General features: G+C 63.3%; 21 protein-coding genes. 10 read left to right on the top strand and 11 right to left on the bottom strand.

What is annotated here, in order from left to right; genetic code table 11:
• The first annotated feature begins 153 nt into the window (after positions 1 to 153).
• Both RX331_RS11570 and RX331_RS11565 read left to right on the top strand, forming a co-directional pair.
• Positions 154 to 1,392: a putative DNA modification/repair radical SAM protein gene (locus RX331_RS11570; RefSeq protein ID WP_317256689.1), complete on the top strand. Its 1,239-nt coding sequence runs from the start codon at positions 154 to 156 to the stop codon at positions 1,390 to 1,392.
• A 131-nt stretch (positions 1,393 to 1,523) separates the two neighbouring features.
• Positions 1,524 to 2,981: a UdgX family uracil-DNA binding protein gene (locus RX331_RS11565; protein ID WP_317256688.1), complete on the top strand. Its 1,458-nt coding sequence runs from the start codon at positions 1,524 to 1,526 to the stop codon at positions 2,979 to 2,981.
• Positions 2,982 to 3,358: 377 nt separating this feature from the next.
• Here RX331_RS11565 and RX331_RS11560 read toward each other — a convergent pair whose 3' ends face one another.
• The 3 genes from RX331_RS11560 to RX331_RS11550 form a co-directional block, all read right to left on the bottom strand.
• Entirely contained in the window at positions 3,359 to 3,829 is a 471-nt protein-coding gene (locus tag RX331_RS11560) for a VOC family protein (RefSeq protein ID WP_317256687.1), read from the bottom strand.
• A 235-nt stretch (positions 3,830 to 4,064) separates the two neighbouring features.
• Positions 4,065 to 5,237 carry a M20 aminoacylase family protein gene (locus RX331_RS11555; RefSeq protein ID WP_317256686.1) on the bottom strand — a complete coding sequence of 391 codons (1,173 nt, stop codon included), beginning with the start codon at positions 5,235 to 5,237 and terminating at the stop codon, positions 4,065 to 4,067.
• Between the two features lie 143 nt (positions 5,238 to 5,380).
• The gene (locus RX331_RS11550; protein WP_317256685.1) at positions 5,381 to 6,553 is read right to left on the bottom strand and encodes a M20 aminoacylase family protein; all 1,173 of its coding nucleotides are present in this window, start codon (positions 6,551 to 6,553) and stop codon (positions 5,381 to 5,383) included.
• A 210-nt stretch (positions 6,554 to 6,763) separates the two neighbouring features.
• On the opposite strand from RX331_RS11550, the gene RX331_RS11545 reads away from it, so the two are divergent.
• Positions 6,764 to 8,383, top strand: a complete 1,620-nt coding sequence (locus RX331_RS11545; protein WP_317256684.1) for a GMC family oxidoreductase — start codon at positions 6,764 to 6,766, stop codon at positions 8,381 to 8,383.
• On the opposite strand, the gene RX331_RS11540 is transcribed toward RX331_RS11545, so the two are convergent.
• A complete protein-coding gene (locus tag RX331_RS11540; protein ID WP_317256683.1) occupies positions 8,380 to 9,111 on the bottom strand; it encodes a hypothetical protein in 732 nt (243 codons plus the stop codon). The genes RX331_RS11545 and RX331_RS11540 overlap by 4 nt on opposite strands.
• Positions 9,112 to 9,285: 174 nt before the next feature.
• On the bottom strand, positions 9,286 to 10,698 hold the full coding sequence (locus tag RX331_RS11535; protein ID WP_317256682.1) for an amidase: 1,413 nt from the start codon (positions 10,696 to 10,698) through the stop codon (positions 9,286 to 9,288).
• Positions 10,699 to 10,922: 224 nt separating this feature from the next.
• On the opposite strand from RX331_RS11535, the gene RX331_RS11530 reads away from it, so the two are divergent.
• The 4 genes from RX331_RS11530 to RX331_RS11515 all read left to right on the top strand — a co-directional run bounded on the left by RX331_RS11530 (position 10,923) and on the right by RX331_RS11515 (position 13,624).
• Positions 10,923 to 11,861: a metallophosphoesterase family protein gene (locus tag RX331_RS11530; protein ID WP_317256681.1), complete on the top strand. Its 939-nt coding sequence runs from the start codon at positions 10,923 to 10,925 to the stop codon at positions 11,859 to 11,861.
• A 20-nt stretch (positions 11,862 to 11,881) separates the two neighbouring features.
• Entirely contained in the window at positions 11,882 to 12,217 is a 336-nt protein-coding gene (locus tag RX331_RS11525) for a cupredoxin family copper-binding protein (protein ID WP_317258093.1), read from the top strand.
• Positions 12,218 to 12,308: 91 nt separating this feature from the next.
• On the top strand, positions 12,309 to 12,869 hold the full coding sequence (locus tag RX331_RS11520; protein WP_317256680.1) for a sigma-70 family RNA polymerase sigma factor: 561 nt from the start codon (positions 12,309 to 12,311) through the stop codon (positions 12,867 to 12,869).
• Complete coding sequence (locus tag RX331_RS11515; RefSeq protein WP_317256679.1) at positions 12,866 to 13,624, top strand: anti-sigma factor; 759 nt, start codon at positions 12,866 to 12,868, stop codon at positions 13,622 to 13,624. Before RX331_RS11520 ends, RX331_RS11515 begins: the two co-directional genes overlap by 4 nt.
• A 58-nt stretch (positions 13,625 to 13,682) precedes the next feature.
• On the opposite strand, the gene RX331_RS11510 is transcribed toward RX331_RS11515, so the two are convergent.
• From RX331_RS11510 to hpnO, 3 genes are all read right to left on the bottom strand, one after another.
• Positions 13,683 to 13,943 carry a hypothetical protein gene (locus RX331_RS11510; protein WP_317256678.1) on the bottom strand — a complete coding sequence of 87 codons (261 nt, stop codon included), beginning with the start codon at positions 13,941 to 13,943 and terminating at the stop codon, positions 13,683 to 13,685.
• A gap of 253 nt (positions 13,944 to 14,196) precedes the next feature.
• A complete protein-coding gene (locus RX331_RS11505; protein WP_317256677.1) occupies positions 14,197 to 14,604 on the bottom strand; it encodes a GFA family protein in 408 nt (135 codons plus the stop codon).
• 96 nt (positions 14,605 to 14,700) lie between these two features.
• Positions 14,701 to 16,092 (bottom strand): aminobacteriohopanetriol synthase HpnO, encoded by a 1,392-nt coding sequence (hpnO, locus tag RX331_RS11500; RefSeq protein ID WP_317256676.1) that lies wholly within the window; start codon positions 16,090 to 16,092, stop codon positions 14,701 to 14,703.
• Positions 16,093 to 16,194: 102 nt separating this feature from the next.
• On the opposite strand from hpnO, the gene RX331_RS11495 reads away from it, so the two are divergent.
• The gene (locus tag RX331_RS11495; protein WP_317256675.1) at positions 16,195 to 16,890 is read left to right on the top strand and encodes a DUF2147 domain-containing protein; all 696 of its coding nucleotides are present in this window, start codon (positions 16,195 to 16,197) and stop codon (positions 16,888 to 16,890) included.
• Here RX331_RS11495 and RX331_RS11490 read toward each other — a convergent pair.
• Positions 16,858 to 19,449, bottom strand: coding sequence for an MMPL family transporter (locus RX331_RS11490; RefSeq protein ID WP_317256674.1), 2,592 nt, complete (start codon positions 19,447 to 19,449; stop codon positions 16,858 to 16,860). The genes RX331_RS11495 and RX331_RS11490 overlap by 33 nt on opposite strands.
• A 428-nt stretch (positions 19,450 to 19,877) precedes the next feature.
• Between RX331_RS11490 and ispH the strand changes: the two genes are divergently transcribed.
• Positions 19,878 to 20,807, top strand: a complete 930-nt coding sequence (gene ispH, locus RX331_RS11485; RefSeq protein ID WP_317256673.1) for a 4-hydroxy-3-methylbut-2-enyl diphosphate reductase — start codon at positions 19,878 to 19,880, stop codon at positions 20,805 to 20,807.
• Between the two features lie 68 nt (positions 20,808 to 20,875).
• Positions 20,876 to 22,036 (top strand): adenosyl-hopene transferase HpnH, encoded by a 1,161-nt coding sequence (hpnH, locus tag RX331_RS11480; RefSeq protein ID WP_317256672.1) that lies wholly within the window; start codon positions 20,876 to 20,878, stop codon positions 22,034 to 22,036.
• Positions 22,037 to 22,236: 200 nt separating this feature from the next.
• Here the strand turns inward: hpnH and RX331_RS11475 are convergent, their stop codons facing one another.
• Together RX331_RS11475 and shc are read right to left on the bottom strand one after the other, a co-directional pair.
• Positions 22,237 to 22,950 carry a phosphorylase gene (locus tag RX331_RS11475; RefSeq protein WP_317258092.1) on the bottom strand — a complete coding sequence of 238 codons (714 nt, stop codon included), beginning with the start codon at positions 22,948 to 22,950 and terminating at the stop codon, positions 22,237 to 22,239.
• Positions 22,951 to 22,982: 32 nt separating this feature from the next.
• On the bottom strand, positions 22,983 to 24,962 hold the full coding sequence (gene shc / locus RX331_RS11470) for a squalene--hopene cyclase (RefSeq protein WP_317256671.1): 1,980 nt from the start codon (positions 24,960 to 24,962) through the stop codon (positions 22,983 to 22,985).
• Between the last annotated feature and the right edge of the window lie 30 nt (positions 24,963 to 24,992).

Genomic DNA, 24,992 nt, shown 5'->3' with positions numbered 1-24,992 from the left:
CTTCTGAATCTGGCCTTGCCGCTTCTTCCCGAAATGAACGCGCGGCTGGCCCAATCGTTCATGATATGTTCTAATATAAAGCTAACAGCCCAAGCAGAGTCAATCGAGATCGACACTCGATTGATTCATGAATGGAATCAAAGGGATTCACCGATGGACGTGCAACGTAAGCTGGAAATCCTGGCCGATGCTGCGAAATACGATGCTTCCTGTGCCTCCTCCGGCACGGAAAAGCGGGATTCCAGCGACGGCAAGGGCCTCGGCTCGACCGCGCCAGGAATGGGCATCTGCCATTCCTACGCCCCCGATGGTCGCTGCATCTCGCTGCTCAAGGTGCTGCTCACCAACGCCTGCAATTACGACTGCCTATATTGCGTCAACCGCACCTCTTCCAACGTGCCGCGCGCCCGCTTCACCGTCGACGAAGTGGTGAAGCTGACGATCGACTTCTATCGCCGCAACTACATCGAGGGATTGTTTCTCTCCTCCGGCATCATCCGCAGCCCCGACTACACCATGGAGCAAGTGGTGAGCGTCGCGCGCAAACTGCGCGAGGCGCATCACTTCCGCGGCTACATTCATCTCAAGACGATCCCTGAAGCCGACGATGCGCTGATCGCCGAAGCCGGCAAATATGCCGACCGTCTCTCCATCAACATCGAAATGCCCCTGGAAAACAGCCTCGCCAAATTCGCGCCGGAAAAGGACGTACGCGCGATCCGCCGCACTATGGGCCGGCTGCGCCTGAAGCTGGATGAAGCCAGGGAGAACAGCCAGGCCGCAACCAGGGCAAAGCCGCCGCGCTTTGCGCCGGCTGGCCAGAGCACGCAGATGATCATCGGCGCCGATGCGGCCAATGACAAAACCATCCTCGACACCAGCGCCAATCTCTACGGCTCCTACCGCCTCAAGCGCGTCTATTATTCGGCCTTCAGCCCGATCCCGGACGCCAGCCGCGCGCTGCCGCTCGCTGCGCCGCCGCTGCTTCGCGAGCACCGGCTCTATCAGGCCGACTGGCTGATGCGCTTTTATGGTTTCGATGCCGGCGAGATCGTCGACGAGGCCAAGGGCATGCTGCCGCTCGACATAGACCCAAAACTGGCCTGGGCATTGCGCCACCGCGACCGCTTCCCGCTCGATGTCGCAACTGCCAGCCGCGAGGAACTATTGCGCGTGCCGGGGTTTGGCACCAGGGCGGTCGACCGCATCATCGCCACGCGCCGCCTGACCTCGATCCGCCTCGCCGATCTGGCACGGCTGCACATTCCGCAAAAGAAGGCGCTGCCGTTCATCGTGCTCGGCGATTTCAGACCGTCGCCGCGTGTGCTCGATGGCGCGGGGCTGGTGGAACGGTTCAAGCCGAAGGCAACGCAATTGGGATTTGGGTTTTAGCCACAGGCGTCACTGCCTGCGACAAACGCGAAGCGTTTACGCAAGGGAGCGAAGCGACGAAGCAATCCATGCCTCAACAAGTGGAGAAATGGATTGCTTCGCTTCGCTCGCAATGACGAGGAGGAAACACCATGCACGACATCACCCTCGACAGTGAAACCGATTTCGACGGCTGGCGCAAAGCGGCGCGGGCGCTGGTGCTGAACGACGTCAAACCATCCGACGTGACATGGCGCGTCGCCGATGATGCTCCCGAACTGTTCGAGCCGACCGATCCACCGCTCGAACCGCCGCAAGGCACCTTCAACGTGCCGGCCAGGTTCGTCGAACTGGCCGAGATCGCGATCCTGCACCGCAACCCCGAGCGGTTTGCCCTGCTCTACCGCCTCTTGTGGCGGCTGCGCCGCAATCACGACCTGCTCGAGATCGCGACCGATCCCGATGTCGCCGAGATATCGGCCATGGCGAAGGCGGTGCGCCGCGACGAACACAAGATGCACGCTTTCGTCCGCTTCCGCGAAGTCGGGCGCGAGCAGAAATCGCACTTCGTTGCCTGGTTCGAGCCGGAGCATCACATCGTCGAGCTGGCCGCGCCGTTCTTCGCGCGGCGCTTCGCCGACATGCCCTGGTCGATCCTCACCCCCGATATCTGCGCGCATTGGGACGGCCATGCCGTCTCGTTCACGCAGGGCGTCGCTAAAAGCGAAGCGCCAACCGCCGACCGGCTGGAGGAAACCTGGCGGAGCTATTATGCCAGCATCTTCAATCCCGCCCGGCTCAAAGTGCACGCCATGCAAAAGGAGATGCCGCGCAAATATTGGCGGAACCTGCCGGAGGCCTCATTGATTAAACCTCTGATCGAAGGTGCGGAACGCTCCGCCAGCGCGATGATCGCGAAGTCGGCGAGCGAACCGCACAAGCCGCAGAAGCGGCCGGAGCCGCCCCAGACGGGCAATGAGGCAGATGACATGGCACGCAAGCGCGCCGACGACATCGAGGCCCTGCGCGAGGAAGCCGCCGATTGCCGCGCCTGCCATCTCTACAAGGACGCGACCCAGACCGTTTTCGGCGAAGGAAAGCAGACGGCGCGGATCATGCTGGTCGGCGAGCAGCCCGGCGACAAGGAAGATCTCGCCGGCAAGCCGTTCGTCGGCCCCGCCGGGCAGATGCTCGACCGCGCGCTGGAAGAGGCCGGGATCGACCGCCGCAAGGTCTACGTCACCAATGCGGTGAAGCACTTCAAATTCGTACCGCGCGGCAAGGTCCGTCTGCACCAGAAGCCGAATACGCCCGAAATCAAAGCATGCCGGCAGTGGTACGAACGCGAACTGGCGGCGATCCGGCCTGAGCTGGTGGTGGCGATGGGCGCTACCGCCGCGCAAAGCGTGTTCGGCAAGATTACGCCGATCAACAGGAATCGCGGCCGTCCGATCGATTTGGATGATGGAACCCGGGCGTTGGTGACGGTGCATCCGTCCTACCTGCTCCGGTTGCCCGATGCGGAGGCCAAGGCGCGCGAATACCGGCGCTTCGTCCAGGACCTCAAAATCGCCGCCGAGGTGCTGCGAAAATCGGCACATGCGGCCTGAATTCCGTCGATCCCGACCCGCAATTTCTGGTGAAATATAACGGGAAAAATTGACAATCCCGTCTGCAACTATTAATTGATAGTGGACACAATCGCATTCTCAAGGGAATGTGGGACGTCTGGTCACGCTATGACGCTCCCATATGGTCGACGCGCTGCGCGGTCCTCCTCCAGCCCCGGCGCCGTGCAGCGCGCGACCCCTCATTCTCCTTAGCCGCTGAAGTTACGTTCCGCGGATACAGCGCGTCGCACTTGCGGCGTGGTGCGCTGCTGATCCGGGATCATCGCTGCAGAGTGGGCCCCGGCTCTGCGGTGCACCGTTGCACGCTGCACCGCGTCCGGGACACGGATAATTTCTGGAGAAGAGCCCATCGAGCGCTAGCCTCGTGCCACGGCCTCCAGCTCGGCGATATCAAATTTGACCATCTTCAGCATGGCCTCGGAAACACGTTTGGCCTTGGCGGGATCGGGATCGTTCATCAATTCGCCGAGCCGTCTGGGCGCGATTTGCCAAGAGAGGCCCCAGCGGTCCTGCAACCAGCCGCATTGTTCGATCTTGCCGCCCTCCCGCAAGGCATCCCACAAATGATCGATCTCGGCCTGCGTGTCGCATTCGACCATGATCGAGAAGCTATGGTTGAATGGATCGAGCGGGCCGGCCTCGATCGCCATGTAGCGCTGATCGCCGAGGCTGAAGGCGGCGATCTTGACGCTGCCGGCAGGGCCGCTCGGGCTGTCCGCCGGCAGGGACGAAACCCACTGGATCGCGGACCCACGGATCAGCGAGGTGTAAAAGCCGATTGCGGCTTCCATGTCCTCTTCGAACCAGAGATGCTGTGTGACCTTCATCGACGCTCCCTTCATATAGCAGGCCTCGCCTGCAGCCGCTTTCGCTTCAAGGACGGATGAAGGGGCTGCCCGCCGACAGCGAGGGCGAGAAATTTCTCGCAGCCCGTCTCCGGCCGAATGCGGGGCGACGCATCCTCTCGTTCCGGCTCAACGAAAATAAAGAAGGCCCGTACTGAACATACGGACCTTCTTTCACGTGCCATCGCACTTCACGTGCGATCGAAGTTGAAGAACCTTACGCCGCCGCCAGCTTGTTCTCGACCAGCTTGATCCAGTACGACGTGCCGTACACGATCGCCTCGTCGTTGAAATCATAGGCCGGGTGATGCAGGCCGGCGCTGTCGCCGTTGCCGCAGAAGATGAAGGCGCCCGGCCGCGCCTCCAGCATGTAGGAGAAATCCTCCGCGCCCATCAGCGGCGGCATCTCGTGGACGTTCTGGGCTCCGGCGACCTCCTTGGCGACCCGGGTCGCGAACTCGGTCTGCTCGGCATGGTTCTTGGTGACGGGGTAGCCGCGCTCATAAACCAGATCGATCCTGGCGCCGGTCATCTTGGCGACGCCCTCGCAGATTTCGCGGACACGCCGCTCGACGGTTTCGCGCACTTCCGGCGTCAGCGTGCGGACCGTCCCGCGCAGCTCTGCGGTCTGCGGGATGACATTGCGGGCATTGCCGGCGTGGAACTCGCAGATCGAGATCACGGCCGAGTCCAGGGGATCAATGGTCCGCGACACGATGCCCTGCAGCGCGGTGATGAGCTGCGAGCCGACCAGGACGGAATCGATGCATTTGTTCGGGCGCGCGGCATGGCCTCCGAGGCCCTCGATCTTGATGTCGATCGAATCGGTCGCGGCCATCACCGGGCCGGAGCGGATGGCGAAGGAGCCAACCGGGATCCCGGGGCCGTTGTGCATGCCGTAGACCTGCTCGATGCCGAACCGGTCCATCAGCCCGTCCTTGATCATGGCGTCGGCACCGGCCCCGCCCTCCTCGGCGGGCTGGAAGATCACGACCGCATCGCCGGCAAAATTCCTGGTCTCGGCGAGATATCGCGCTGCACCCAAAAGCATCGCCGTGTGCCCGTCATGGCCGCAGGCGTGCATCTTGCCCGGGGTCTTCGAGGCGTGCGGCAGGTTGGTTTCCTCATGGATCGGCAGCGCATCCATGTCGGCGCGCAGCCCGATCACCCCGATCTCGCCCCTACCGGGCTGCTTGCCCTTGATGACGCCGACGACCCCGGTCTGGCCGAGGCCGGTGGCGACCTCGTCGCAGCCGAATTCGCGCAGTCGATCGGCCACGAATGCTGCAGTGCGGTGGACGTCGTAGAGCAATTCGGGGTTTTCATGGATATCGCGGCGCCAGGCCTGAATATCGGGTTGCAGATCGGCGACGCGGTTGACGATGGGCATGGAATTTCTCGAACCTCAGTGTTTGGAACGCTAGCTCCTCCTTACCATGCAAGCAGCGGTCCACCCAACACACTGCCGCAGAGCCCCCATCCGGCCGACGAAGGCTGGCCGACAAGGAAAGGGTGGAAAGCCGGCTTGGCAGGTCACGCGGCCAGCGTGCTTTCGACCAGCTTGATCCAATACGAGGTGCCGAACACGATCGCCTCGTCGTTAAAATTGTAGGCGGGATGATGCAGGCCGGCGCTGTCGCCATTGCCGCAGAAGATCAGCGCACCCGGCCGCTGCTCCAGCATGTAGGCGAAATCCTCGCCAGCCATCAGCGGCGGCATCACTTGCACGTTGGCGTCGCCGGCAATGTCGCGGGCCGCCTGCGTCGCAACATCCGTCTGCTCGAGATGATTGACCGTTACCGGATAGCCGTGGGCATAGTCCAAGTCGATCCTCGCCCCCGTGATCTGCGCCACGCCGGCAACGACCTCGCGAACCCGCCTTTCCACCATTTTGCGGACATCGCCGTTCAGGGTACGGACGGTGCCCTTCAACTCAGCGGTTTGCGGGATCACATTGCGGGCGTGGCCGGCGTGAAATTCGCACATCGAAATGACAGCGGATTCCAGCGGATCGACGTTGCGCGATACGATCGACTGCAGCGCCGTGATCAGCTGCGCGCCGACGAGCACGGAATCGATACTTTTGTGCGGCTGCGCGGCGTGCCCGCCAAGTCCTTCGATCCTGATGAAGACGGCATCACCTCCGGCCATGATCGGGCCCGGCCGAAGCGCGAACGAGCCGACCGGAATGCCCGGGCCGTTATGCATGCCATAGACCTGCTCGATGCCAAAACGGTCCATCAGCCCGTCCTTGATCATCGCCACCGCGCCCGCGCCGCCCTCTTCGGCCGGCTGAAAGATCACGACCGCATCGCCGGCGAAGTTCCGGGTTTCGGCGAGATAGCGCGCGGCACCCAGCAGCATCGCAGTGTGGCCGTCATGGCCACAGGCGTGCATCAGCCCCTTCGTTTTGGAGGCGTAAGGCAGATCGGTCGCCTCCTCGATCGGCAGGGCGTCCATATCCGCGCGCAGCCCGATGACCTTCACGTCCCCCTTGCCGACGGGACGGCTGCCCTTGATGACGCCGACGACGCCGGTGCGGCCGATGCCGGTAATCACCTCGTCGCAGCCGAATTCCCGCAACCGTTCCGCCACCAATCCCGCGGTGCGGTGCACGTCGTAGAGCAGTTCCGGATGTTCATGAAAATCCCGGCGCCAGGCCTGGATATCGGGTTGCAACTCGGCGACGCGGTTGACGATTGGCATGGAAATGTCTGGCCTTCCGGGATTGAACGCTTAGGCCCCTGTAGCATGCAAGGAGCGGTCCAACCAACGGCCCTGAGCGCCGAGGCCCCATCTCGTCATGGCGGGCTTGTCCCGGCCATCCCCGTCTGACTAATAGACGCCGAAGAAGGACGCGCAAGAAAGACGTGGATGCCCGGAACAAGTCCGGGCATGACGGGTGGAAACTGAGAGATGCCGAAGCGGCTCGAAGGCGATTTCGATTATATCGTGGTGGGCGCCGGCACCGCCGGCTGCATCATGGCCAACCGCCTGTCGGCTGATCCGAAAAACCGCGTGCTGCTGCTGGAAGCCGGCGGCAATGACAACTGGATCTGGTTTCATATTCCGGTCGGCTATCTCTTCGCGATCGGCAATCCACGTTCGGACTGGATGTTTCGGACCGAGGCCGAGCCAGGCCTCAACGGCCGCTCGCTGGCCTACCCCCGCGGCAAGGTGATCGGCGGCTGCTCGGCGATCAATGCGATGATCTCGATGCGCGGCCAATCCGCCGATTACGATCACTGGCGCCAGCTCGGCCTGACCGGCTGGGGCTATGATGACGTCAAGCCGCTGTTCAAGCGGCTGGAGGATCATTTCCTCGGGCCAAGCGAGCATCATGGCGTCGGTGGCGGCTGGCGCATCGAGGCGCCGCGGCTGTCCTGGGAGGTGCTAGATGCGGTCGGCGATGCCGCCGAGGAAATGGGCATCAGGCGCATTCCCGATTTCAACACCGGCGACAATGAGGGCGTGAGCTATTTCCACGTCAACCAGAAGCGCGGCCGGCGCTGGTCGTCGGCGCGCGGCTTTCTCAAGCCGGTGCTGAACCGCAGCAATCTGCGGCTCGAAAAGAACGTGCTGGTCGACCAGCTCATCGTCGAGAACGGCCGCGCGGTTGGCGTGCGTTTCCTGCAAGGAAATGAGGTGGTCGAGGCCCGCACCAAGGGCGAAGTCGTTTTGTGTGCGGGATCGATCGGCTCACCGCAGGTGCTGCACCGCTCCGGAATCGGGCCTGCCGACTGGCTGTCGCCGGTCGGTATCGATGTGGTGCTCGACAAGCCCGGCGTCGGGCGCAATCTGCAGGACCATTTGCAGCAGCGCGCGATCTACAAGGTCGAGGGCGTGCGCACGCTGAACGAAACCTACTGGTCGCTGGCCCGGCGCGGCCTGATGGGGCTCGACTACGCCTTCCGCCGCCGCGGCCCGCTGACCATGGCGCCGTCGCAGCTCGGCATCTTCACCCGCTCCGATGCGACGCGCGCCCGCGCCAATATCCAGTTTCACGTGCAGCCGTTGTCGCTCGACAAGTTCGGCGATCCCCTGCACCGCTTTCCCGCCATCACCGTCAGCGCCTGCAACCTGCAGCCGACCTCGCGCGGCACCGTGCGCGTCCGCTCCGCGAGACCAGACGAGGCGCCGTCGATCGCGCCGAACTACCTTTCGACCGACGACGACCGCCAGGTCGCGGCCGATGCGATCAGGACCACGCGGCGGCTGATGAAGCAGAAGCGGCTGGAGCGCTATCGGCCGGTCGAATATCTCCCCGGCCCCAGCGTCGGCGACGACGACGCCTCACTCGCGAAGGCTGCTGGCGATATCGGCACCACGATTTTCCATCCGGTCGGCACCGCGAAGATGGGCACCGCCAACGATCCGATGGCCGTGGTCGACGAGCGGCTGCGCTTTTACGGCGTCGGCGGCCTGCGCGTGGTCGACGCATCGGTGATGCCGATGATTACCTCGGGCAATACCAACACGCCGACGGCGATGATCGCCGAAAAAGGCGCTGCGATGATTTTGGAGGACCGGCGCTAGGCCTGTGGCTCCCGCGCTGAAATTCTCGCGTGGATGCGTGCCGACAGGGCGAGGTCGTCATTGGTGGCGTACAGTTCAAGAGAGGAAATGGTCGTCTCGACCACAACCCGATCGCGCCACTGATCGACCAGTTCGACAAGTTCTTTCGTCTCCACCGCGTCGAGCTCGGTGCGTATATGATAGTAGCCCACGAGGTAGATTCCCGTGGCGGACACGCCGAGCCTTCTCTGCAGCAACGCAAACGGATCTTCACCGTCGATCTGTTGCGGGTAAACAGGAAAATAGATGCGGCCAGTATTCCGCGTGCCCAGAAACGGGCCTTTCAGGCAAACCGGAATTGGGCCGGTCCGCTGCAGCAATTCCTGCGCCGCGACGACATAACGACCGAGATCGGCCTCCGGCATGCCGCTGGCAAGCGTGGCGTGCACCCTCGCCCGACGGCGCTCGCCGATCTCCCACGCGATCTTCGGCGCGAAGCGCGCTGATTTCATCACATGCTCGAGCGCCCCGAGCGGCGCGGATTCAGCGAAGACCTCCGCCGCGATCGGCATCACCAGCGCATGGCGCGCCGTCTCGTAGCGGCCGTTTCGATAGTCGCGCTCGTCCACTTCGCTAATGACGGCCGGGTGACCGGGGTTGACGAGAGGAAGGTGCGCGAGGCGGTATCCTTCATCAAAAACGACACGATCGCCGGGCCGAAATATCTTTCGGCCCGACCGGTAGGCCATCATCTCGTCGTCGCAATAAGTTATGGGTGGCACGCGCCCTGCTCCGCCGCCAGGTTCTGGCCTCGCATTAAGGTCTGTTTGCAACTCTGCCAAACAGGTCACAGTATGGGAAGCACCGCCGTGGCCGGCATCAACGGCTGTTCGCTAGGCTTCACGCCACACGCCCGGCGCCGTTCAGCGCACCGGGTCGATCGGCGTTGCCAAACCGAGACGCGCCTCGATCGCCTCGGCTGCCTCCAGACAAAGGTCCTCCCGAAACCGGCGGCCGGTGACCAGCACGCCGATCGGCAGGCCCGTCGCCTCGTCGCGGCCGGCCGGCACGCAGGCCGAAGGCAAGCCCAGCACGTTGGCGGGGACCACCGGGCGCATCAATTCCATGGTTGCCGCGGTGCCCTCCGGCGTCGCCGAATCGAAGCCGTTTGTGAACGGCAACTGTGTCCAGGTCGGCGACAGCAGCAGCGGCCTGTCGGCCATGAAGGTCGACCACGCGCGCGCTACGCCATCGCGCTCGACCATCAAATGCGACCACGCCATGGCGTCGGCCAGCGGCGGCGCGCCTTGCCTGGCGGTGTCGAGGAAGGCGACCGCATCGGCGCCCATCATCGGTTGCAACAGCCCCAGCACCGAATTGAAGTCGCCCATGATCAGCCGCGCCCAGCAGCTTATGGCGTCTTCGTATCGCGGCGGGCAAACCTCTTCCACGACATAGCCGGCCTCGGCCAGCGCCTGCGCCGCACGGCGCACCGTCGCCGCGACCTGCGGGTCGGTGCCGCCACCGGGCGGCTCGGCCACAACGGCGACGCGGATCGGCCGGCCCAGTGGCGGGCCATCGAAGGGCGCATCGATCGACCAGGGATCGCGGGGATGCGCGCCCATCAGCACACGCAGACCTAGGCGCACATCGGCCACGCGGCGGGCCATCGGGCCCTGCACATTCATCAATTGCACGGCCAGCAAATGGTCTTCGACCGGAACGTAACCTGCATCGGGCACCCGGCCGGCCGAGGGGCGGATCGAGGCGATGCCGCAGGCATTGGCCGGATTGCGTAGCGAGCCGCCGATATCGTTGCCGAGGCCGATCGGCGTCATGCCGCTGGCGAGCGCAGAAGCCTCGCCGCCGCTCGAGCCCCCGGCGGTGCGCTCAGGATGCCAGGGATTTCGTGTCAGCCCATGCAACGAGCTCGTGGTATGAATGCGCAGCGCCATGTCAGGCAGGTTGGTGCGGGCGATCGGTATCCCGCCGGCGGCGCGCATTCTTTCGACAACAGGTGCATCAGCCGGCGCCACGGCTTGCGCCAGCGCCGGCACGCCCCACGTCGTGGGGAGACCGGCCATGTCGATGTTCTCCTTCACCGTAAATGGCACGCCGTGCAGCGGGCCCATGCGTTCGCCGGCGGCCAGCTTCCGGTCGGCTGTGGCCGCTGCGGCGCGGGCCTCATGCGCCAGCACCCGCACCACCGCGTTGAGTGCCGGATTGACGGCATCGATGCGCGCCAGATGCGCATCCACCACCTCCGCTGAACTGAGCTGACGGTCTGCGATACGCTGCGCAAGTTCGGTCGCGGAGAGTTGCCAGATCTCGGTCATCGTGCACTCCTGTACGGCTCGCATGGCTCACGGCAAAACATAAGACAAACATCCGGCACTATGCGGACGGAAGCAAGGCAGGTCGATTGCAACCGCAGCATGATCCTGTTCGCTCACGATAACGTCATCGCCCGAGACCGCTGACGCGGGCCTTCCGGGAATAAACCCCGCCCCGGCCCGATCACGTCCCTGCAGGCCCAATCACGGGCTCAGGGAGATTTGCCATGAGCGATCACGATCACCACGATGACGGTGTCAGCCGGCGTCGCGTGCTGGAATGCATGACCTGGGCAGGCACCGGCGTGCTCTGGACCGTTGCGGGCGGCGTGCCGCGCTCGCTTGGCATCGTGGATTCAGCCGAGGCTGCGGAGCCCACCGGCATGACCTTCCTGCAGATCAGCGACAGCCATGTCGGCTTCGACAAGCCGGCCAATCCGAATGCGATCGGCACGCTGGAGGAAGCCATCAACAAGGTCAGGGCGATGCCGAAGAAGCCGTCGTTCATGATCCACACCGGCGACATCACGCATCTGTCGAAGGCCACCGAATTCGACGACGCCGACCGCATCATCTCGCAGGCCAAACTCGACGTGCACTATGTGCCGGGTGAGCACGACATCATCGACGAGGAGGTCAAGCTCTACAAGGAGCGCTATGGCCGTGGCACCAAGGGCCCCGGCTATTACGCGGTCGACGCCGGCGGCGTGCACTTCGTCGGCCTCGTCAATGTCGTCGACCTCAAGGGCGGCGGGCTCGGCAATCTCGGCAACGAGCAGCTTGAATGGCTGGAGAACGACCTCAAGGGCCGCTCGAAGTCGACGCCGATCGTGCTGTTCGCGCATATCCCGCTGTGGACGGTGTATCCGCAATGGGGCTGGGGCACCGAGGACGGCGCGCGGGCGCTGGAATACGTCAAGGGTTTTGGCTCCGTCACCGTGCTCAACGGCCATATCCACCAGGTGATGCAGAAGGTCGAGGGCAACGTCACCTTCCACACCGCGCGTTCGACCGCCTTCCCGCAGCCGGCGCCCGGATCAGCTCCCTCGCCCGGCCCGATGAAGGTCGAAGACAGCAAGCTTCGATCGCTGCTCGGCGTCGCAAGCATCAACTTCAAGCAGGGCGACCAGCGGCTGGCGATCATCGACACGCCGCTGCAGGGCTGAAGAGGATTTTGGCCATGGCCATGCATTTGATCAATCGTCGCGACTTCGGCATCGCCGTGGTCGCGGCCATACTCCTCCCTGTCGGCACGGCGCGCGCCGAAGACTCGACTGATCCTTTGGCCGTGCACATCGACAATTTCGTGTTTGAGCCGGCTCAGCTCACGGTGAAGGCGGGCCAGACCGTGACCTGGACCAACCGCGACGACATTCCCCACACCGTGGTGTGCGCCGGAAAGTTCAGGTCGAAGACGATGGATACCGACGGCACCTTCTCGTTCACGTTCACGGCACCGGGCGAATACAAATATTTTTGTTCGCTGCATCCGCATATGACCGGGTTGGTCAAGGTTGAGTAGCGCGTCAAACCAAGGCATCACATCCCTGCCTGGCCGGTGGCGACAGCCCGGCCGGGCGGAATCCTGTTCTGCAGCAGCCGGGCAAAAGAAGATGCCGATCAACGCATCCGACGGGAATCCCGAAAAGGCGCAGCGGTTTCGCGAGGCCGCGCTGCCCTATCTGAACGATGTCTATACCCTGGCGCGCTATCTGCTTCGCAGCGCGGACGATGCCGAGGATGCGGTGCAGGAATGCTACCTGCGCGCCTTCAGGCATTTCGACGGCTATCGCGGCCCGGCGATGAAGCCGTGGCTGTTTGCCATCCTGCGCAACGTCTGCCGCGCCGAATATGCCAGGCGCGCCGCGGCGCCGACCAGCGCGATCGAGGACGTCCCCGAAAGCGCCGAACAGGCGCCGCTGTGGCATGAGACCGAACAAACGCCGGAGGCGCAGCTGCAGCGCCGCTGGGACTCCGATACGCTCCGCCGCCTGGTGGCGTCGCTGGCCGAACCGTTCCGCGAGACTTTTGTGCTGCGGGAAATCCAGAACCTGTCGTACCGCGAGATTGCCGAAGTCGCCGAAGTGCCGGTCGGCACCGTGATGTCACGCCTCGCGCGCGCTCGCGCCATGCTGCGCTCAGCCTGGCTGGCGGAAGAGGAGCAACATAAATGACCTGCGACGAGGCTGACATTCTGCTTCACGCATTAATTGACGGCGAACTCGACGCCGGGCACGCGCGCGAGGTCGAAAACCATATCGCCGATTGCCCGCGCTGCGCGGCGGCACTGCGCGACTATCGCGCGATGAGCAAGGCGATATCGGAAGCCGGCGCGGGTTACACGGCCCCTGCCGCCTTGCGCCAGCGCATCGAGGCGGCGCTGCCGCAGCCGCACCGGACGACGAACCGCCGCGCCGTGCTGCGCGGCTTTGCGATGGGCTCGGCGGTATCGGCTCTGGCGGCAAGCGGTCTGATTGCCGTCGTCCTGCGTCACGACGATGTCGAGCGCATCCAGTCGGAGGTCGTATCGGCGCATCTGCGTTCGCTGCAGGCGGGCCACCTCACCGACGTCGTTTCCACCGATCAGCACACCGTAAAGCCGTGGTTCAACGGCAAGCTCGACGTCTCGCCGCCGGTAGTCGACCTCACCGCGCAGGGCTTCACGCTGATCGGCGGCCGGCTCGATTACGTCGATGCCCGCGCCATCGGCGCCGTGGTCTATCGCCGCCGCCAGCACGTCATCAACCTGTTCGTCTCGCAGACATCGAGCACCGAACGGCGCGCAGCAAAGATCGACACGATCCAGGGCTTCAACATCCGCCACTGGAGCGATCGCGGGCTCAACTACTGGGCGGTCAGCGATCTCGCAAAGGACGAGCTGGCGGATTTCGGCGAGAAATTCGAGAGCGCGACGCGCGCGCCGGGATAAAGGGCGACGCGGGTGGGCAAATGCACCCGCGCGCGAAACAGGTAACGGAACACGCTCCCTAGCGTGCCTTGCGATGGCGGCGCGGTGCGATCGGTTGCCGATCGCGTAGCGGTGCCACCTCACCGTAGTAGGCGTTGGAATTGTAATAGGCGTTCGACTGATCGAACGACCGATAGCCGCCCCGGCCGGCGAGCACGTCGGCGTTGGGATGATAGAAGGAATAGACGCCGGGCTCCTGGATCGCGGCTTGCGCGAACACGGGCGTCGCGATCGCGGTCAGCAAAAATGCGGCGGCGATGGTCGGGATAGACCTGTTCATTGGGGAAATCCTCTTGGCTGAAGTTACCCCATCCAATTGGGGATCGCACTGCAAATGCGAGAGAGCCGCGCGAGGGCTTCACCGCGATGTGAAAAGCCGTGCGCGAGGACGCCCAGGGGCGCAGGAACGGGCTCTGCCGACAACGCACGGAATATTCGTCTACAACTGAAGAAATTGGTGCAACGCTTTCGCTGCCGCGCGGCGGTGCTGCAGGGCGGCTTAGCTAGCTAAATCCACCCTTGCATCCCGCATGCTAGCCCTGCGGCGGAAAGCGCTCGAAGGCTGGCAACTCGTGCGCGCGCTCCATCCAGCGCAGGCGCTCGGCGGTCTGGATATGCATCGTCGCCGGCACGGCATTGGGATTGTCGTACGTCGCGCTTTGGATATCGACGATGCCGGGCAGGATGTTCTCGTTGACGTAGAATAGGCCGGTGCCGCAATCGGCGCAGAACTGGCGCCGGCCGTGTTCGGAGGACTTGTAGAGTTTTGGCGTCCCTTTCGTCACCTTGAGCGCATCGGCCGGATACATCGTCCAGCCGACCATCGGCGCACCGGCGTGGCGGCGGCAATCCGTGCAATGACACAGCGCGTGAACGATGGGCTCGCCCGCGATCTCGTAACGGACCGCGCCGCAATGACAGCCGCCGGTGACGTTGACCATGCTTTCCTCCGATCGTTGCAGCCCGACCCGCTCGATATTTTGGAGGTTGGCGGTGTCAACGCAATGGACTTGCCATTGCGGCCTACTGTCGCGCGCTTACGCCGACTTCCTCACCGCGTTGTCGACCAGCGTCTTGCCGAGCGACCAGATCGCGCCGGGCACCTTGTGGCTGGCGGCGATGACGTCGTCGAACGACTTTCCGATCCAGGCGCAGTCTTCTTCGGTGACCACGAGCGGCGGCAGCAGCTTGATGGTATGGCTGCCGTGGCCGGAGACTTGCGTCAGGATCTTGTGTTCCTTGAACAGCGGCACCGTGATGAGTTGGCAGAACAGCCCTTTATTCGCTGTCTCCAGCAGATTCCACGAGGCCTTCAGCTTGAGCGATTTCGGCGGACCGAACTCGATGCCGATCATCAGGCCCTTGCCGCGGACTTCCTTGAGCAGTTCATAGCCCGGCACCATCCGTGTCAGCGCGAGCCGGAGCTCGGCGCCGCGTTTGGCGGCCTGCTCGACCAGCCTTTCCTGCTTGATCACCTCGAGCGTTGCAATGCCCGCGGCCATCGCCAGATCGTTCTTCGCAAAGGTCGAGCCGTGCACGACCGCGCGATCCATCTGGTTGAAGATCTTGTCGAAGATCGATTTGCGCGTCAGCAGTGCGCCGACCGGCACATGGCCGCCCGACAGCGCCTTGGCGAGCAGCACCATGTCGGGCTCGACGTTCCAGTGCTCGACCGCGAGGAATTTTCCGGTGCGGCCGATACCGGTCTGGATCTCGTCGGCGATGAAGATCGAGCCGTACTTCTTGCACAGCGCGGCCGCGCCCGGCAGATATTCGTCTGAGGGCATGTTGACGCCCTTGCCCTGGATCGGCTCGACGATGAACGCCGCGACCTGACGCGACGACAAAGCCTGTTCAAGCGCCGCGAGATCGTTGAACGGAACCTGCGTGCATCCCGGCAGCACTGGCTCGAAGCCGCTGCGGAAGTTCGCATCGTCCATCAGCGACAGCGCGCCATAGGTCAGGCCGTGAAAGGAATGCGAGCACGAGACGATGCCAGGGCGGCCGGTCGCGCCGCGCGCGAATTTGATCGCGGCCTCGACTGTCTCGGCGCCGGAATTGGAGAAGAACACCTTGTCCAGATATGGAACATGTTCGAGCAAACGTTCCGCCAGCACGCCGGCGAGCGTGGAGACGTCGAGCTGGACCAGATTGGGAAAATCCGCATCGAGCACGCTCTTCAGCGCGTGACGTAGTGCCGGATGATTGCGGCCAATCGCAAAAACGCCAAATCCGCTGAGTAGATCGAGATAGCGGGCCCCGTCACGATCGAACAGGTATTGACCTTGACCCTTCTGAAAGCCCACATCGTAGCCGATGGTCTTCAGCACCCGGACGAGCTGCTCATTGAGATGACGCGCATGCAGGGAACTGCGCTGCGCCTGCCGCTCTACAAACAGCTCGGAAACGTCTAGATATGAATCTGGCATTGGCTACATACGTCGGTTGATGGCCGTCTCGTCAACTGAAAACACTCAATGCGGCGTTTTGACCGCTGCTTTGGATCAGCTACTTAAACATAGGTTACACCCATGTTGCACTGCCCAAGAACACTCGCGCGTACAATAGTTTATTCGGGAATCTTTTTAGCCACAGGTCTTAATGCGGCGCTTGCCGCCGACCCTACCGGCGACTGGAAGGTAGCTGATGGTGTAGCCAATATCCGCGTTGCCCAATGCAGCGGCAGCATGTGGGGTGTCGTCGCCTGGGAAAAACAGCCTGGTGGCAAGGACAAGAACAATCCTGACGTCGCCAAGCAGAGCCGGCCGACGCTTGGCATGCCGATCCTGATCGACATGAAGAAGAAGGCCGGCACCGACGCCTGGGAAGGCCAAGTCTACAACGCCAAGGACGGGCAGCTCTACTCCTCGACGATCAAGCCGGTCGGCACCGACCAGCTCGAGATTCAGGGCTGCGTGCTCGGCTTCCTCTGCGGCGGCGAAACCTGGACCCGGGTCGGGCCGCCGATTCCTTCAAGTCCGACCAACAGCATGGCCAAGGGCGCGCCGAAGGGAGCACCCGGCGCGGCGCCTAAGAGCACAGGGCCGGGCACTGCATCGGGGGCTGCACCGGCCCCTGCAGCGAAGACCACGGGTGCAGCTCCCTCACCGGCCAACCCTGCGCCTTCGCCGAAGGCTGCGCCGGGTCAAAAGCAGGCAGTCGCCGCGCCGCCCGCCGATATCGGCGATATCTGCCTACTTCCCGACATCGCGCGGTTTGCCCATTAGCGCGGGCTGGAACAACAGCACCGCCATCAACGTGATGACGAACGACATCGCCAGCAGCTTGCCCATGCTGGCGGTGCCGGGATGACTGGATAGCCATAGGCTTCCGAATGCGGTTGCGGTGGTCAGCGCGGAGAAGAAGATCGCGCGCGTCAGGCTCGACTGCAGCAGGTTGGTTCGGCCCTCGCGCCAGGCCACGACATAGTAGATCTTGAAGGCGACGCCGACGCCGAGCAGCAGCGGCAATGCGACGATGTTGGCGAAGTTGAGCGGTAATCCGATCAAGACGCAAACCTCCAGCGTCACCGCGCCGGCCACCAATAGCGGCACCATCGTCATCAAGACGTCGCTGATCCGCCGCAGCGTCAGCCACAGCAAGAGGCTGATCACCAGCAGCGCCCAGATGCCGGCGTGAATGAACGCCTTCACGATGGTGTCGCCGGATTTCAGGATCGACACCGGCCCGCCGATCGCGTTCGGCTCGGCGGCCAGCACCGCGTCGGCGAATCGGCGCAGATTGTCGTTGTCGTTGGGGTCGCCCTTCGGCAGCGCCTCGACCCGGATCAGGCCGTCCTTCGACTTCCAGCTGTTGAGCAGTTCCGGCGGCAGCGTCTTCAGCGTCACGGGTCCGGCCTGAATCGTGTTGCGGAGCTGGTCGAACACGATCTTGAGCGGGGTGATGAAGACGGCCTGCGCCTTGTCGCGCGTCGCCTGGTTGCTGGCGGCGAGCTTGGACAGCGCATCTGCCAGGCGCCGCGAGGCCACCGCGCCGGGCCCCTTGCCCTCGCCGGCGGTCCTGCGCAAGGCCTCGACCGAGCTCTTTAGCGCTTCGACATTCTCCTCGTCCGTCGGCGCGGCATCGACCGAATCGGGATTGAGCGCAGGCCCCACCACCCTCGCCGCCTTCGCGATCAGCTGCAGCTTCGCCGGCTGATCGTCCGGCACGAAGCTGTCGATCGACATCACGCGCAGCACTTCCGGCAGTTTCGAAAGCCGCTCCTCGATCTTCTTCGCCTCGGCTTCGGATGTGGCCAGCACGTTGATGGCGTTGGCGCCGGTGTTGGGATCCTTGCGCAGGTCGAGGAAGGTCGCGATCGATTCGGCGTGCGGGTTGCGCAGGTTGATCGGGTTGAAGTCGAACTTCATGAAATAGAGCAGCGGCAGGCCGGCAATAACGAGGGCCAGCGTGCCGCCGACGATGATGACGCGGTGCCGCTCCAGGAATTCGTCGACCGGCGCGAGAAATGCGTAGCCGACCGGCTCGCTTTCGCCGGGCGGATGCAGCAGCTTCAGCATCGCCGGCAGCACCGTGATGCTCGAGATGAAGGCGATCAGCATGCCGGCGCCGGCAATCTTGCCGAGCTCGGAAATACCCTTGTAGTCGGTCGGCAGGAAGCACAGGAAGCCGGCGGCGGTCGCCATGGCGGCCAGCGACAGCGGCACCGCCGAACGGCTGGCCGCGCTCTCAAGCGCCTCCGCAAGATTTCCATTGTTCTTGAAACGCTCGGAACGGTAGCGGACGCTGAACTGAATGCCGAAATCGACGCCGAGGCCGACGAACAGCACGGCAAAGGCGATCGACAACAGGTTGAGCGATCCAACCATCATCAGGCCGACCGCAGTCGTGAGCGAAAGACCGATGAACAGGTTGACGAACACCGCGAAGATGATCTTCGCCGAGTGCAGCGCCATCCAGAGGATCACGAGCACGATCAGGACGGTGGCGACACCATTGACGATCGCACCGTCCTGCACGGTCGAATATTCCTCATTGGCGATCGGAACCGGCCCGGTCAGCCGCACGCGGGCACCGTACTCGCCGGCGAAATTGAGATCGATCGCGGCCTGCCGGATCGCGTCGGTGGCGTCCTTGCCGGGCTCGAGCGCCTGATAGTCGAGCTTCGGCTTGAACTCGATGAAGGCGCGGCGGTCGGCATCGGTGAGCGGCTTGTCGCTGACGAGTTCGCGCCAGGAGAACGTCGCCGTTCCCTTGTTCAGGACGTCCTCGACCGTCTGGCTGATCAGGTTGAACGGGCGCTCGGCATTGTCGAGCTTCACCTGCCCGCGCTTGACGCCGGCAAGCCCGGTTTCCAGCGCACCGGTCAGGCCGCGGATCGACGGATCGCCGGCCATGATCTCGATCAGCGGGCCGGCGGCTTCGAGCTGGCCGGTCACCTTGCCGACTTCCTCCACCGGAAGGAACAGCAAGCCATTCTTTTCGAAGAATTCGCCGGAGCCGAGCGGCTGCACGGATTCGAAATGTGCGGTGTCGCCGGAAAGTTTTGCAGCCAGTGCCTTGCTCGCGGCGCTAGCAAGCTCCGGCGTCGGCGCCTCGACCACGGCCAGAATCAGCTTTTCGCGGTCGAATGCGTGCTCGAACTGGTTGTCGCGCTTGCGCCAGTCGAGGTCGGGCGAAATCAGCGTGTTGATGTCGGTGTTGATGGCGAAGTGCTTGGCCGCGTAGTAGCACGCCCCGACTGCCAGAAGCAGGGAGACGACGATAACGAGAGTGGCAAACCGCGTACAGGTTCTGACAATCGAGACAACAATGCTGGTCAGCACTTCGTTTCTTTCTAAATCTCAAGGAGAGCTGGGCGAAAACGCCCGCTGTCTAGCGAGTTCCCGCAGCCGATCTAATGTTGTTTTGGCGACTTCCCAGCCGGTGCAAGCAAATCGGCAGAACCGACCGCCACCGGAAGTTCAGGCGCCGGTATAGCTCTTTCCAGTGGGCGATAAAGTGACGAACCGGTGAGGAACGACCGTTCCCGAAAGAGCATTTTTGGTATTTAGTTACCAATTACTTGGTAATCATTGCGCGATCGCTCTTTTCTATCTGCACGATTTTTGACACATAGACCTGCGCTTCCATCTACCTACGGGTTCCGGTCGTGGTGCGGATATTGCAAATATCCGGTGTGACCGGCCGCACGGAGACCTTCGGGTGAATTTGCGAATTCAGGACCTGGTGCAACTTGCGTAATGGACATCCCATGGAAGTGTATTTAGCGCAGCCCCGCGGATTTTGTGCGGGCGTCGTGCGTGCCATCGAAATCGTTGAGCGTGCGCTCGAAAAGTACGGTCCGCCGGTCTATGTCCGGCACGAGATCGTGCATAACAAATACGTGGTCGAAAGCCTGAAGGCCAAGGGCGCGATCTTCGTCGAGGATCTGTCGGAAGTTCCGCCCCAGGCGGTCACCGTGTTCAGTGCCCATGGCGTCGCCCGCAGCGTCGAGGAAGAGGCGGCCGCCCGCGGCTTGCCGGTCCTCAATGCTACCTGCCCGCTGGTCACCAAGGTCCACAATCAGGGTAAACGGTACATGTCCAAGGGCCGGACCCTGGTCCTGATCGGGCATGCCGGCCATCCCGAGGTCGAGGGAACTATGGGTCAGGTTCCCGGCCCGGTCCTGCTGGTCCAGAGTGTCGAAGACGTGGCGTCCCTGGCGCTGCCTACGGACGCGCCAGTCGCCTATATCACCCAGACCACCCTCAGCGTGGACGACACAAAGGACATAATCGCGGCCCTTCAGGCCAAATTTACAGATATTCAAGGCCCCGACATCCGGGATATCTGCTATGCGACACAGAACCGCCAATCTGCGGTAAGGGACCTCAGTAAGCTGGTGGACGTCATCCTCGTGGTGGGGGCCGCCAATAGTTCCAACTCAAACAGGCTTCGCGAAATTGGCACTGAGGTCGGGGTCCCGAGTTATCTCATTGCCGACGGGAGCGAGCTAAACCCGGACTGGCTGAAGAGTGCAAAGGCCGTCGGCATCACGGCGGGCGCATCGGCGCCCGAAGTTTTGGTCGACGACGTCATCGAGGCTTTGAGACGTATCGGACCCGTCACGGTATCGGTGCTTCCCGGCCGTGAGGAGAACATCGAGTTCCGGCTTCCGGCCGAATTGACCGCGGCGGGCTGATCCACTGCAAGATTCCAAGCCTGGGCTCCCCAAGCCCAGGCTCCAAGTCCAGAAAGAAACCCTCTCAAATGGCAATACCGTTCTTCAAGGAAATGCGTATCGGCGCGTATCTGATCAAGCAGAAGATGCTTGGCCGCAAGCGCTATCCGCTCGTGCTGATGCTGGAGCCGCTGTTCCGCTGCAACCTCGCCTGCGTCGGCTGCGGCAAGATCGACTATCCCGATGCGATCCTCAACCGCCGCATGACCGCCCAGGAATGCTGGGATGCCGCCGACGAGTGCGGCGCGCCAATGGTAGCGATTCCCGGCGGCGAGCCGCTGATTCACAAGGAGATCGGCGAGATCGTGCGCGGCCTCGTCGAGCGCAAGAAGTTCGTCTCGCTGTGCACCAATGCGCTGCTCCTGGAGAAGAAGCTCGATCTGTTCGAGCCCTCGCCCTATCTGTTCTTCTCGGTGCATCTCGACGGCCTGAAGGAACACCACGACAAGGCGGTGTCGCAGAAGGGCGTGTTCGACCGCGCGGTGTCCGCGATCAAGGCGGCGAAGGCGCGCGGCTTCACGGTCAACGTCAACGCCACGATCTTCGACGGCCATCCAGCGGAAGAGATCGCCAAATTCCTCGACCTCACCACCGAGCTCGGCGTCGGCGTGTCGATGTCGCCGGGCTATGCCTATGAGCGTGCGCCCGACCAGGAGCACTTCCTCAACCGCACCAAGACCAAGAAGCTGTTCCGCGACGTCTTTGCGCTCGGCAAGGGCAAGAAGTGGAATTTCATGCATTCCGGCCTGTTCCTGGACTTCCTGGCCGGCAACCAGTCGTATGAGTGCACGCCGTGGGGCATGCCCGCCCGCAACATCTTCGGCTGGCAGAAGCCCTGCTACCTGCTCGGCGAAGGCTACACCAAGACCTTCAAGGAGCTGATGGAGACTACGGACTGGGACTCCTACGGCACCGGCCGTTATGAGAAGTGCGCGGATTGCATGGCGCATTGCGGCTACGAGCCGACCGCCGCCACCGCGGCGCTCAACAACCCGCTGAAGGCGATGTGGGTGGCGCTGAAGGGCGTTCGCACCACGGGTCCGATGGCGCCGGAGATCGATCTCTCCAAGCAGCGTCCGGCGCAGTACATCTTCTCCGAACAGGTGCAGAAGAAGCTTTCGGAAATCCGCCGCGACGAGGCGGCCGCGGCCGCCGCCAAGCAGCAGGAGAAGGCCTCCACCGCCGCCTGAGCGTGATACTAAAGCGCGATGAGATGGGATTGAATCATCATCGCGCTTTAGCTCTTTGTTTGCGCATGATCTTTTCGGAAAACCGCTTCACACTTTTCCGGATCATGCTTTAGAAAAGAATTGGGCCTCGGTTCTGCAATGAACCGAGGCCCTCTTTTTGTTTGACGCCCTTTGAAAATCCAGTCGCCGTTTCGCGCGGATCAGATCTCCGCACTCGCGAGCGCGCCCTCGCCGCCGTGCAGGAAGCCACGGCAGCCGCGCAGCGAGCGCAGCGCACGGTTGAAATCAAGGCCGGTCGAGACCAGCGCGCGCAGCGAAGTCGGGTTGCGTGCCACGCCGCGCAGCACTTTGCCCAGATCGATGTCACCGTTCGGCTTAATCGCGCTCTTGGCGATCGCCGGAAGCGCCCGGCTGGCCGGATCGGAGATCACCCGTAGCGCCGCGAACGGCAAGCCGGCCTCCGCGGCATAGGCTGCCGCGATATGGCTTTCCATATCGACAGCCGCAGCCCCGGTCTCCGAATGCAGCGCCGCCTTGCAGGCGGTTGCCGCGATCACCCGCTCCACTCCGGCGAGACCGCCGCGCACCACGCGCCTGCGACGCAACGCCGCACGCGCGATCAGCTCCTCATTCAGCGCCAGACCGGCGAGGAAACGCGTATCTCCCGCCAGCACCTCGGTCGCCACCACGACGTCGCCCGACTTTAGCGACGGATCCAGGCCGCCAGCGACGCCGAACGAGATGACACCCCTGAAAGTGGTAGAATCCAGTGTCGCAAGCAATTCGCGCAATTGCTGCGGATCGCTGGAACTGCAGATGACAATCATGCCGGGCCCGGCCGCGATGCGGGCTTCCTGCACCAAACCTGTTACGATCAACACCGGCCGCGGATCGATTGAATTACGATCAATCAGATTGTCCCCCGCGGCGGTCTCCGCCCCCAAAGTCACATCCCGACCCCTACCACCCTGCTGTTGGTGCTTCTCAAATTCCGGTACCGCGCCAGTGCCCAGAGCGGAAAGAATTTCGAGTAGCCATGATAACGCAAATAAAACACCCGCGGAAAGCCTGTAGCCGTGTAACGTGCCTCATCCCACAGCCCTTTTTCCGTTTGTGTGGTTTTTAGGTACTGCACGCCACGCACCACCGCCGGGTTTTCCACCTCTCCCGCGGCCATCAATCCAAGCAAGGCCCATGCCGTTTGCGAGGAGGTCGATGGCGCGACCTCGTATCCCTTGTAGTCGAGTCGATAGCTGACCGCGTCCTCGCCCCAGCCGCCGTCCTTGTTCTGGACAGACACCAGCCAGTCGACCGCTTTTCGAATCATCGGGTCCTGATGATCGACGCCTGCGACATTTAGCGCACAGAGCACCGACCAAGTTCCATAGATGTAGTTCAGGCCCCAGCGGCCATACCACGACCCTTCCGCAAGCTGGGTGCGGCGCAGATAGGCAATGCCGTCGGCAACCGCCTTGCTGGTCTCGGCGGTTTCGCCGAGTTGCGCCAGCATCGAGATGCAGCGCGCGGTGACATCCTCGGTCGGCGGATCGAGCAGCGCGCCGTGATCGGAGAACGGGATATTGTTGAGATAGTATTCGAGATTGTTGACGTCGAACGCGGCCCAGCCGCCGTCGCGGCTCTGCAGACCCTCGATCCATTCGCGGCCGCGGGCAATCGCCGAATCATATTCCTTGCTGCCGCTCTGCCGCCGCGACCGGTCCATCGCCATGACGACCACCGCGGTGTCGTCGAGATCGGGATAGTGCGCGTTGTTGTACTGGAACGCCCAGCCGCCGGGACGGACGTCGGGCGCCTTCACTGCCCAATCGCCCTTGAGGTCGAGCACCTGCCGCGGCTTCAGCCAGTCGAGGCCCTCTTTCATTTTCGCAAGCGTGTCCTCGCCGCCGGCTTCCGCCAGCGCGTGACAGGTCAGCGCGGTGTCCCACACCGGCGAGACGCAGGGCTGGCAATAGGCCTCGTGCTCGCCGACCACCAGCAGCTTCTCGATGCCGCGGCGGGTGACCGCGCGCGGCGGGTAATCCGGCCCCTTGCCGAGCGCGTCATACATCATGACGATGTTGGCCATCGGCGGATAGATCGCGCCCATGCCGTCCTCGCCGTTCAGCCGCTCTTCGGTGAAGGCAAGCGCGGCATCGATCGCGCGCTGGCGCAGCTTCCTCGGAAACAGCGGTTCGACGACGCGCAGCACCTTGTCGAGCGTCGAGAACAGCGCGTACCAGCCCCAGCTCTGATGCGGCGCCTTCTTGTTCATGCCGACCGTCTTGGGATCCTGCAGGAACAATTCGTCGATGCCGACGCCCTTCGGATTCTTCGCCAGCGGCTTGAGCGCCGCCAGCACCATCAGCGGCACCATCGTGGTGCGCGCCCAATAGGAAATCTTGTTGATGTGGAATGGCGACCACATCGGCAGCAGCATGATTTCGATCGGCAGCACCGGCACCGCGCGCCAGCTCAGCACGCCGAAGAACGCGAGCAGGAAGCGCGTGAAGACGTTGCTGCCGGCCGCGCCGCCGCGCGAGCGGATCGCTTCGCGCGCACGCACCATGTGCGGCGCGTCGATGGAATCGCCGATCATCTTCAGCGCGAAATAGGATTTGACGCTGGCGCTCATGTCGAACGGGCCGTCCTGCACCAGCGGCCAGCCGCCATGATTGCCTTGGGTGCGGCGCAGATAGTTGGCGATCTTGGCCTCGAGCTCGGTGTCGACGGGCTCGGCGAGATAGTGGCGCAGCAGGATATATTCCGCCGGGATCGTGCTGTCGGCCTCCAGCTCGAACACCCAATGTCCGTCGGACTGCCGATAGCCGAGCAGCGCTTCGGTCGCCGAGGAGATGCTTTTCTCCAGCGCGACCGGATCGACGGTCGCGACGGCATCGCCTGCAATTTTCTTGTCGATGGAAAGCATATCGCTAGCATCCCTTTGTTCGCGTGCCGG

The sequence above is a fragment of the Bradyrhizobium sp. BWA-3-5 genome (assembly GCF_032917985.1).
Lineage (GTDB): Bacteria > Pseudomonadota > Alphaproteobacteria > Rhizobiales > Xanthobacteraceae > Bradyrhizobium.
The sequence above is the reverse complement of the archived record's forward strand: the minus strand, read 5'-3'. Positions and strand labels throughout refer to the sequence as shown.

Bases quoted from the DNA above. Each gene is read 5' to 3' on its own strand.
- RX331_RS11515 (WP_317256679.1), top strand. From the start codon at position 12,866: ATGACCTGCGACGAGGCTGACATTCTGCTTCACGCATTAATTGACGGC.
- RX331_RS11505 (WP_317256677.1), bottom strand. From the start codon at position 14,604: ATGGTCAACGTCACCGGCGGCTGTCATTGCGGCGCGGTCCGTTACGAG.
- RX331_RS11545 (WP_317256684.1), top strand. From the start codon at position 6,764: ATGCCGAAGCGGCTCGAAGGCGATTTCGATTATATCGTGGTGGGCGCC.
- RX331_RS11570 (WP_317256689.1), top strand. From the start codon at position 154: ATGGACGTGCAACGTAAGCTGGAAATCCTGGCCGATGCTGCGAAATAC.
- RX331_RS11530 (WP_317256681.1), top strand. From the start codon at position 10,923: ATGAGCGATCACGATCACCACGATGACGGTGTCAGCCGGCGTCGCGTG.
- RX331_RS11540 (WP_317256683.1), bottom strand. From the start codon at position 9,111: ATGGCCTACCGGTCGGGCCGAAAGATATTTCGGCCCGGCGATCGTGTC.
- RX331_RS11550 (WP_317256685.1), bottom strand. From the start codon at position 6,553: ATGCCAATCGTCAACCGCGTCGCCGAGTTGCAACCCGATATCCAGGCC.
- ispH (WP_317256673.1), top strand. From the start codon at position 19,878: ATGGAAGTGTATTTAGCGCAGCCCCGCGGATTTTGTGCGGGCGTCGTG.
- RX331_RS11565 (WP_317256688.1), top strand. From the start codon at position 1,524: ATGCACGACATCACCCTCGACAGTGAAACCGATTTCGACGGCTGGCGC.
- RX331_RS11560 (WP_317256687.1), bottom strand. From the start codon at position 3,829: ATGAAGGTCACACAGCATCTCTGGTTCGAAGAGGACATGGAAGCCGCA.
- hpnO (WP_317256676.1), bottom strand. From the start codon at position 16,092: ATGCCAGATTCATATCTAGACGTTTCCGAGCTGTTTGTAGAGCGGCAG.
- RX331_RS11555 (WP_317256686.1), bottom strand. From the start codon at position 5,237: ATGCCCATCGTCAACCGCGTCGCCGATCTGCAACCCGATATTCAGGCC.
- RX331_RS11520 (WP_317256680.1), top strand. From the start codon at position 12,309: ATGCCGATCAACGCATCCGACGGGAATCCCGAAAAGGCGCAGCGGTTT.
- shc (WP_317256671.1), bottom strand. From the start codon at position 24,962: ATGCTTTCCATCGACAAGAAAATTGCAGGCGATGCCGTCGCGACCGTC.
- RX331_RS11495 (WP_317256675.1), top strand. From the start codon at position 16,195: ATGTTGCACTGCCCAAGAACACTCGCGCGTACAATAGTTTATTCGGGA.
- RX331_RS11510 (WP_317256678.1), bottom strand. From the start codon at position 13,943: ATGAACAGGTCTATCCCGACCATCGCCGCCGCATTTTTGCTGACCGCG.
- hpnH (WP_317256672.1), top strand. From the start codon at position 20,876: ATGGCAATACCGTTCTTCAAGGAAATGCGTATCGGCGCGTATCTGATC.
- RX331_RS11525 (WP_317258093.1), top strand. From the start codon at position 11,882: ATGCATTTGATCAATCGTCGCGACTTCGGCATCGCCGTGGTCGCGGCC.
- RX331_RS11535 (WP_317256682.1), bottom strand. From the start codon at position 10,698: ATGACCGAGATCTGGCAACTCTCCGCGACCGAACTTGCGCAGCGTATC.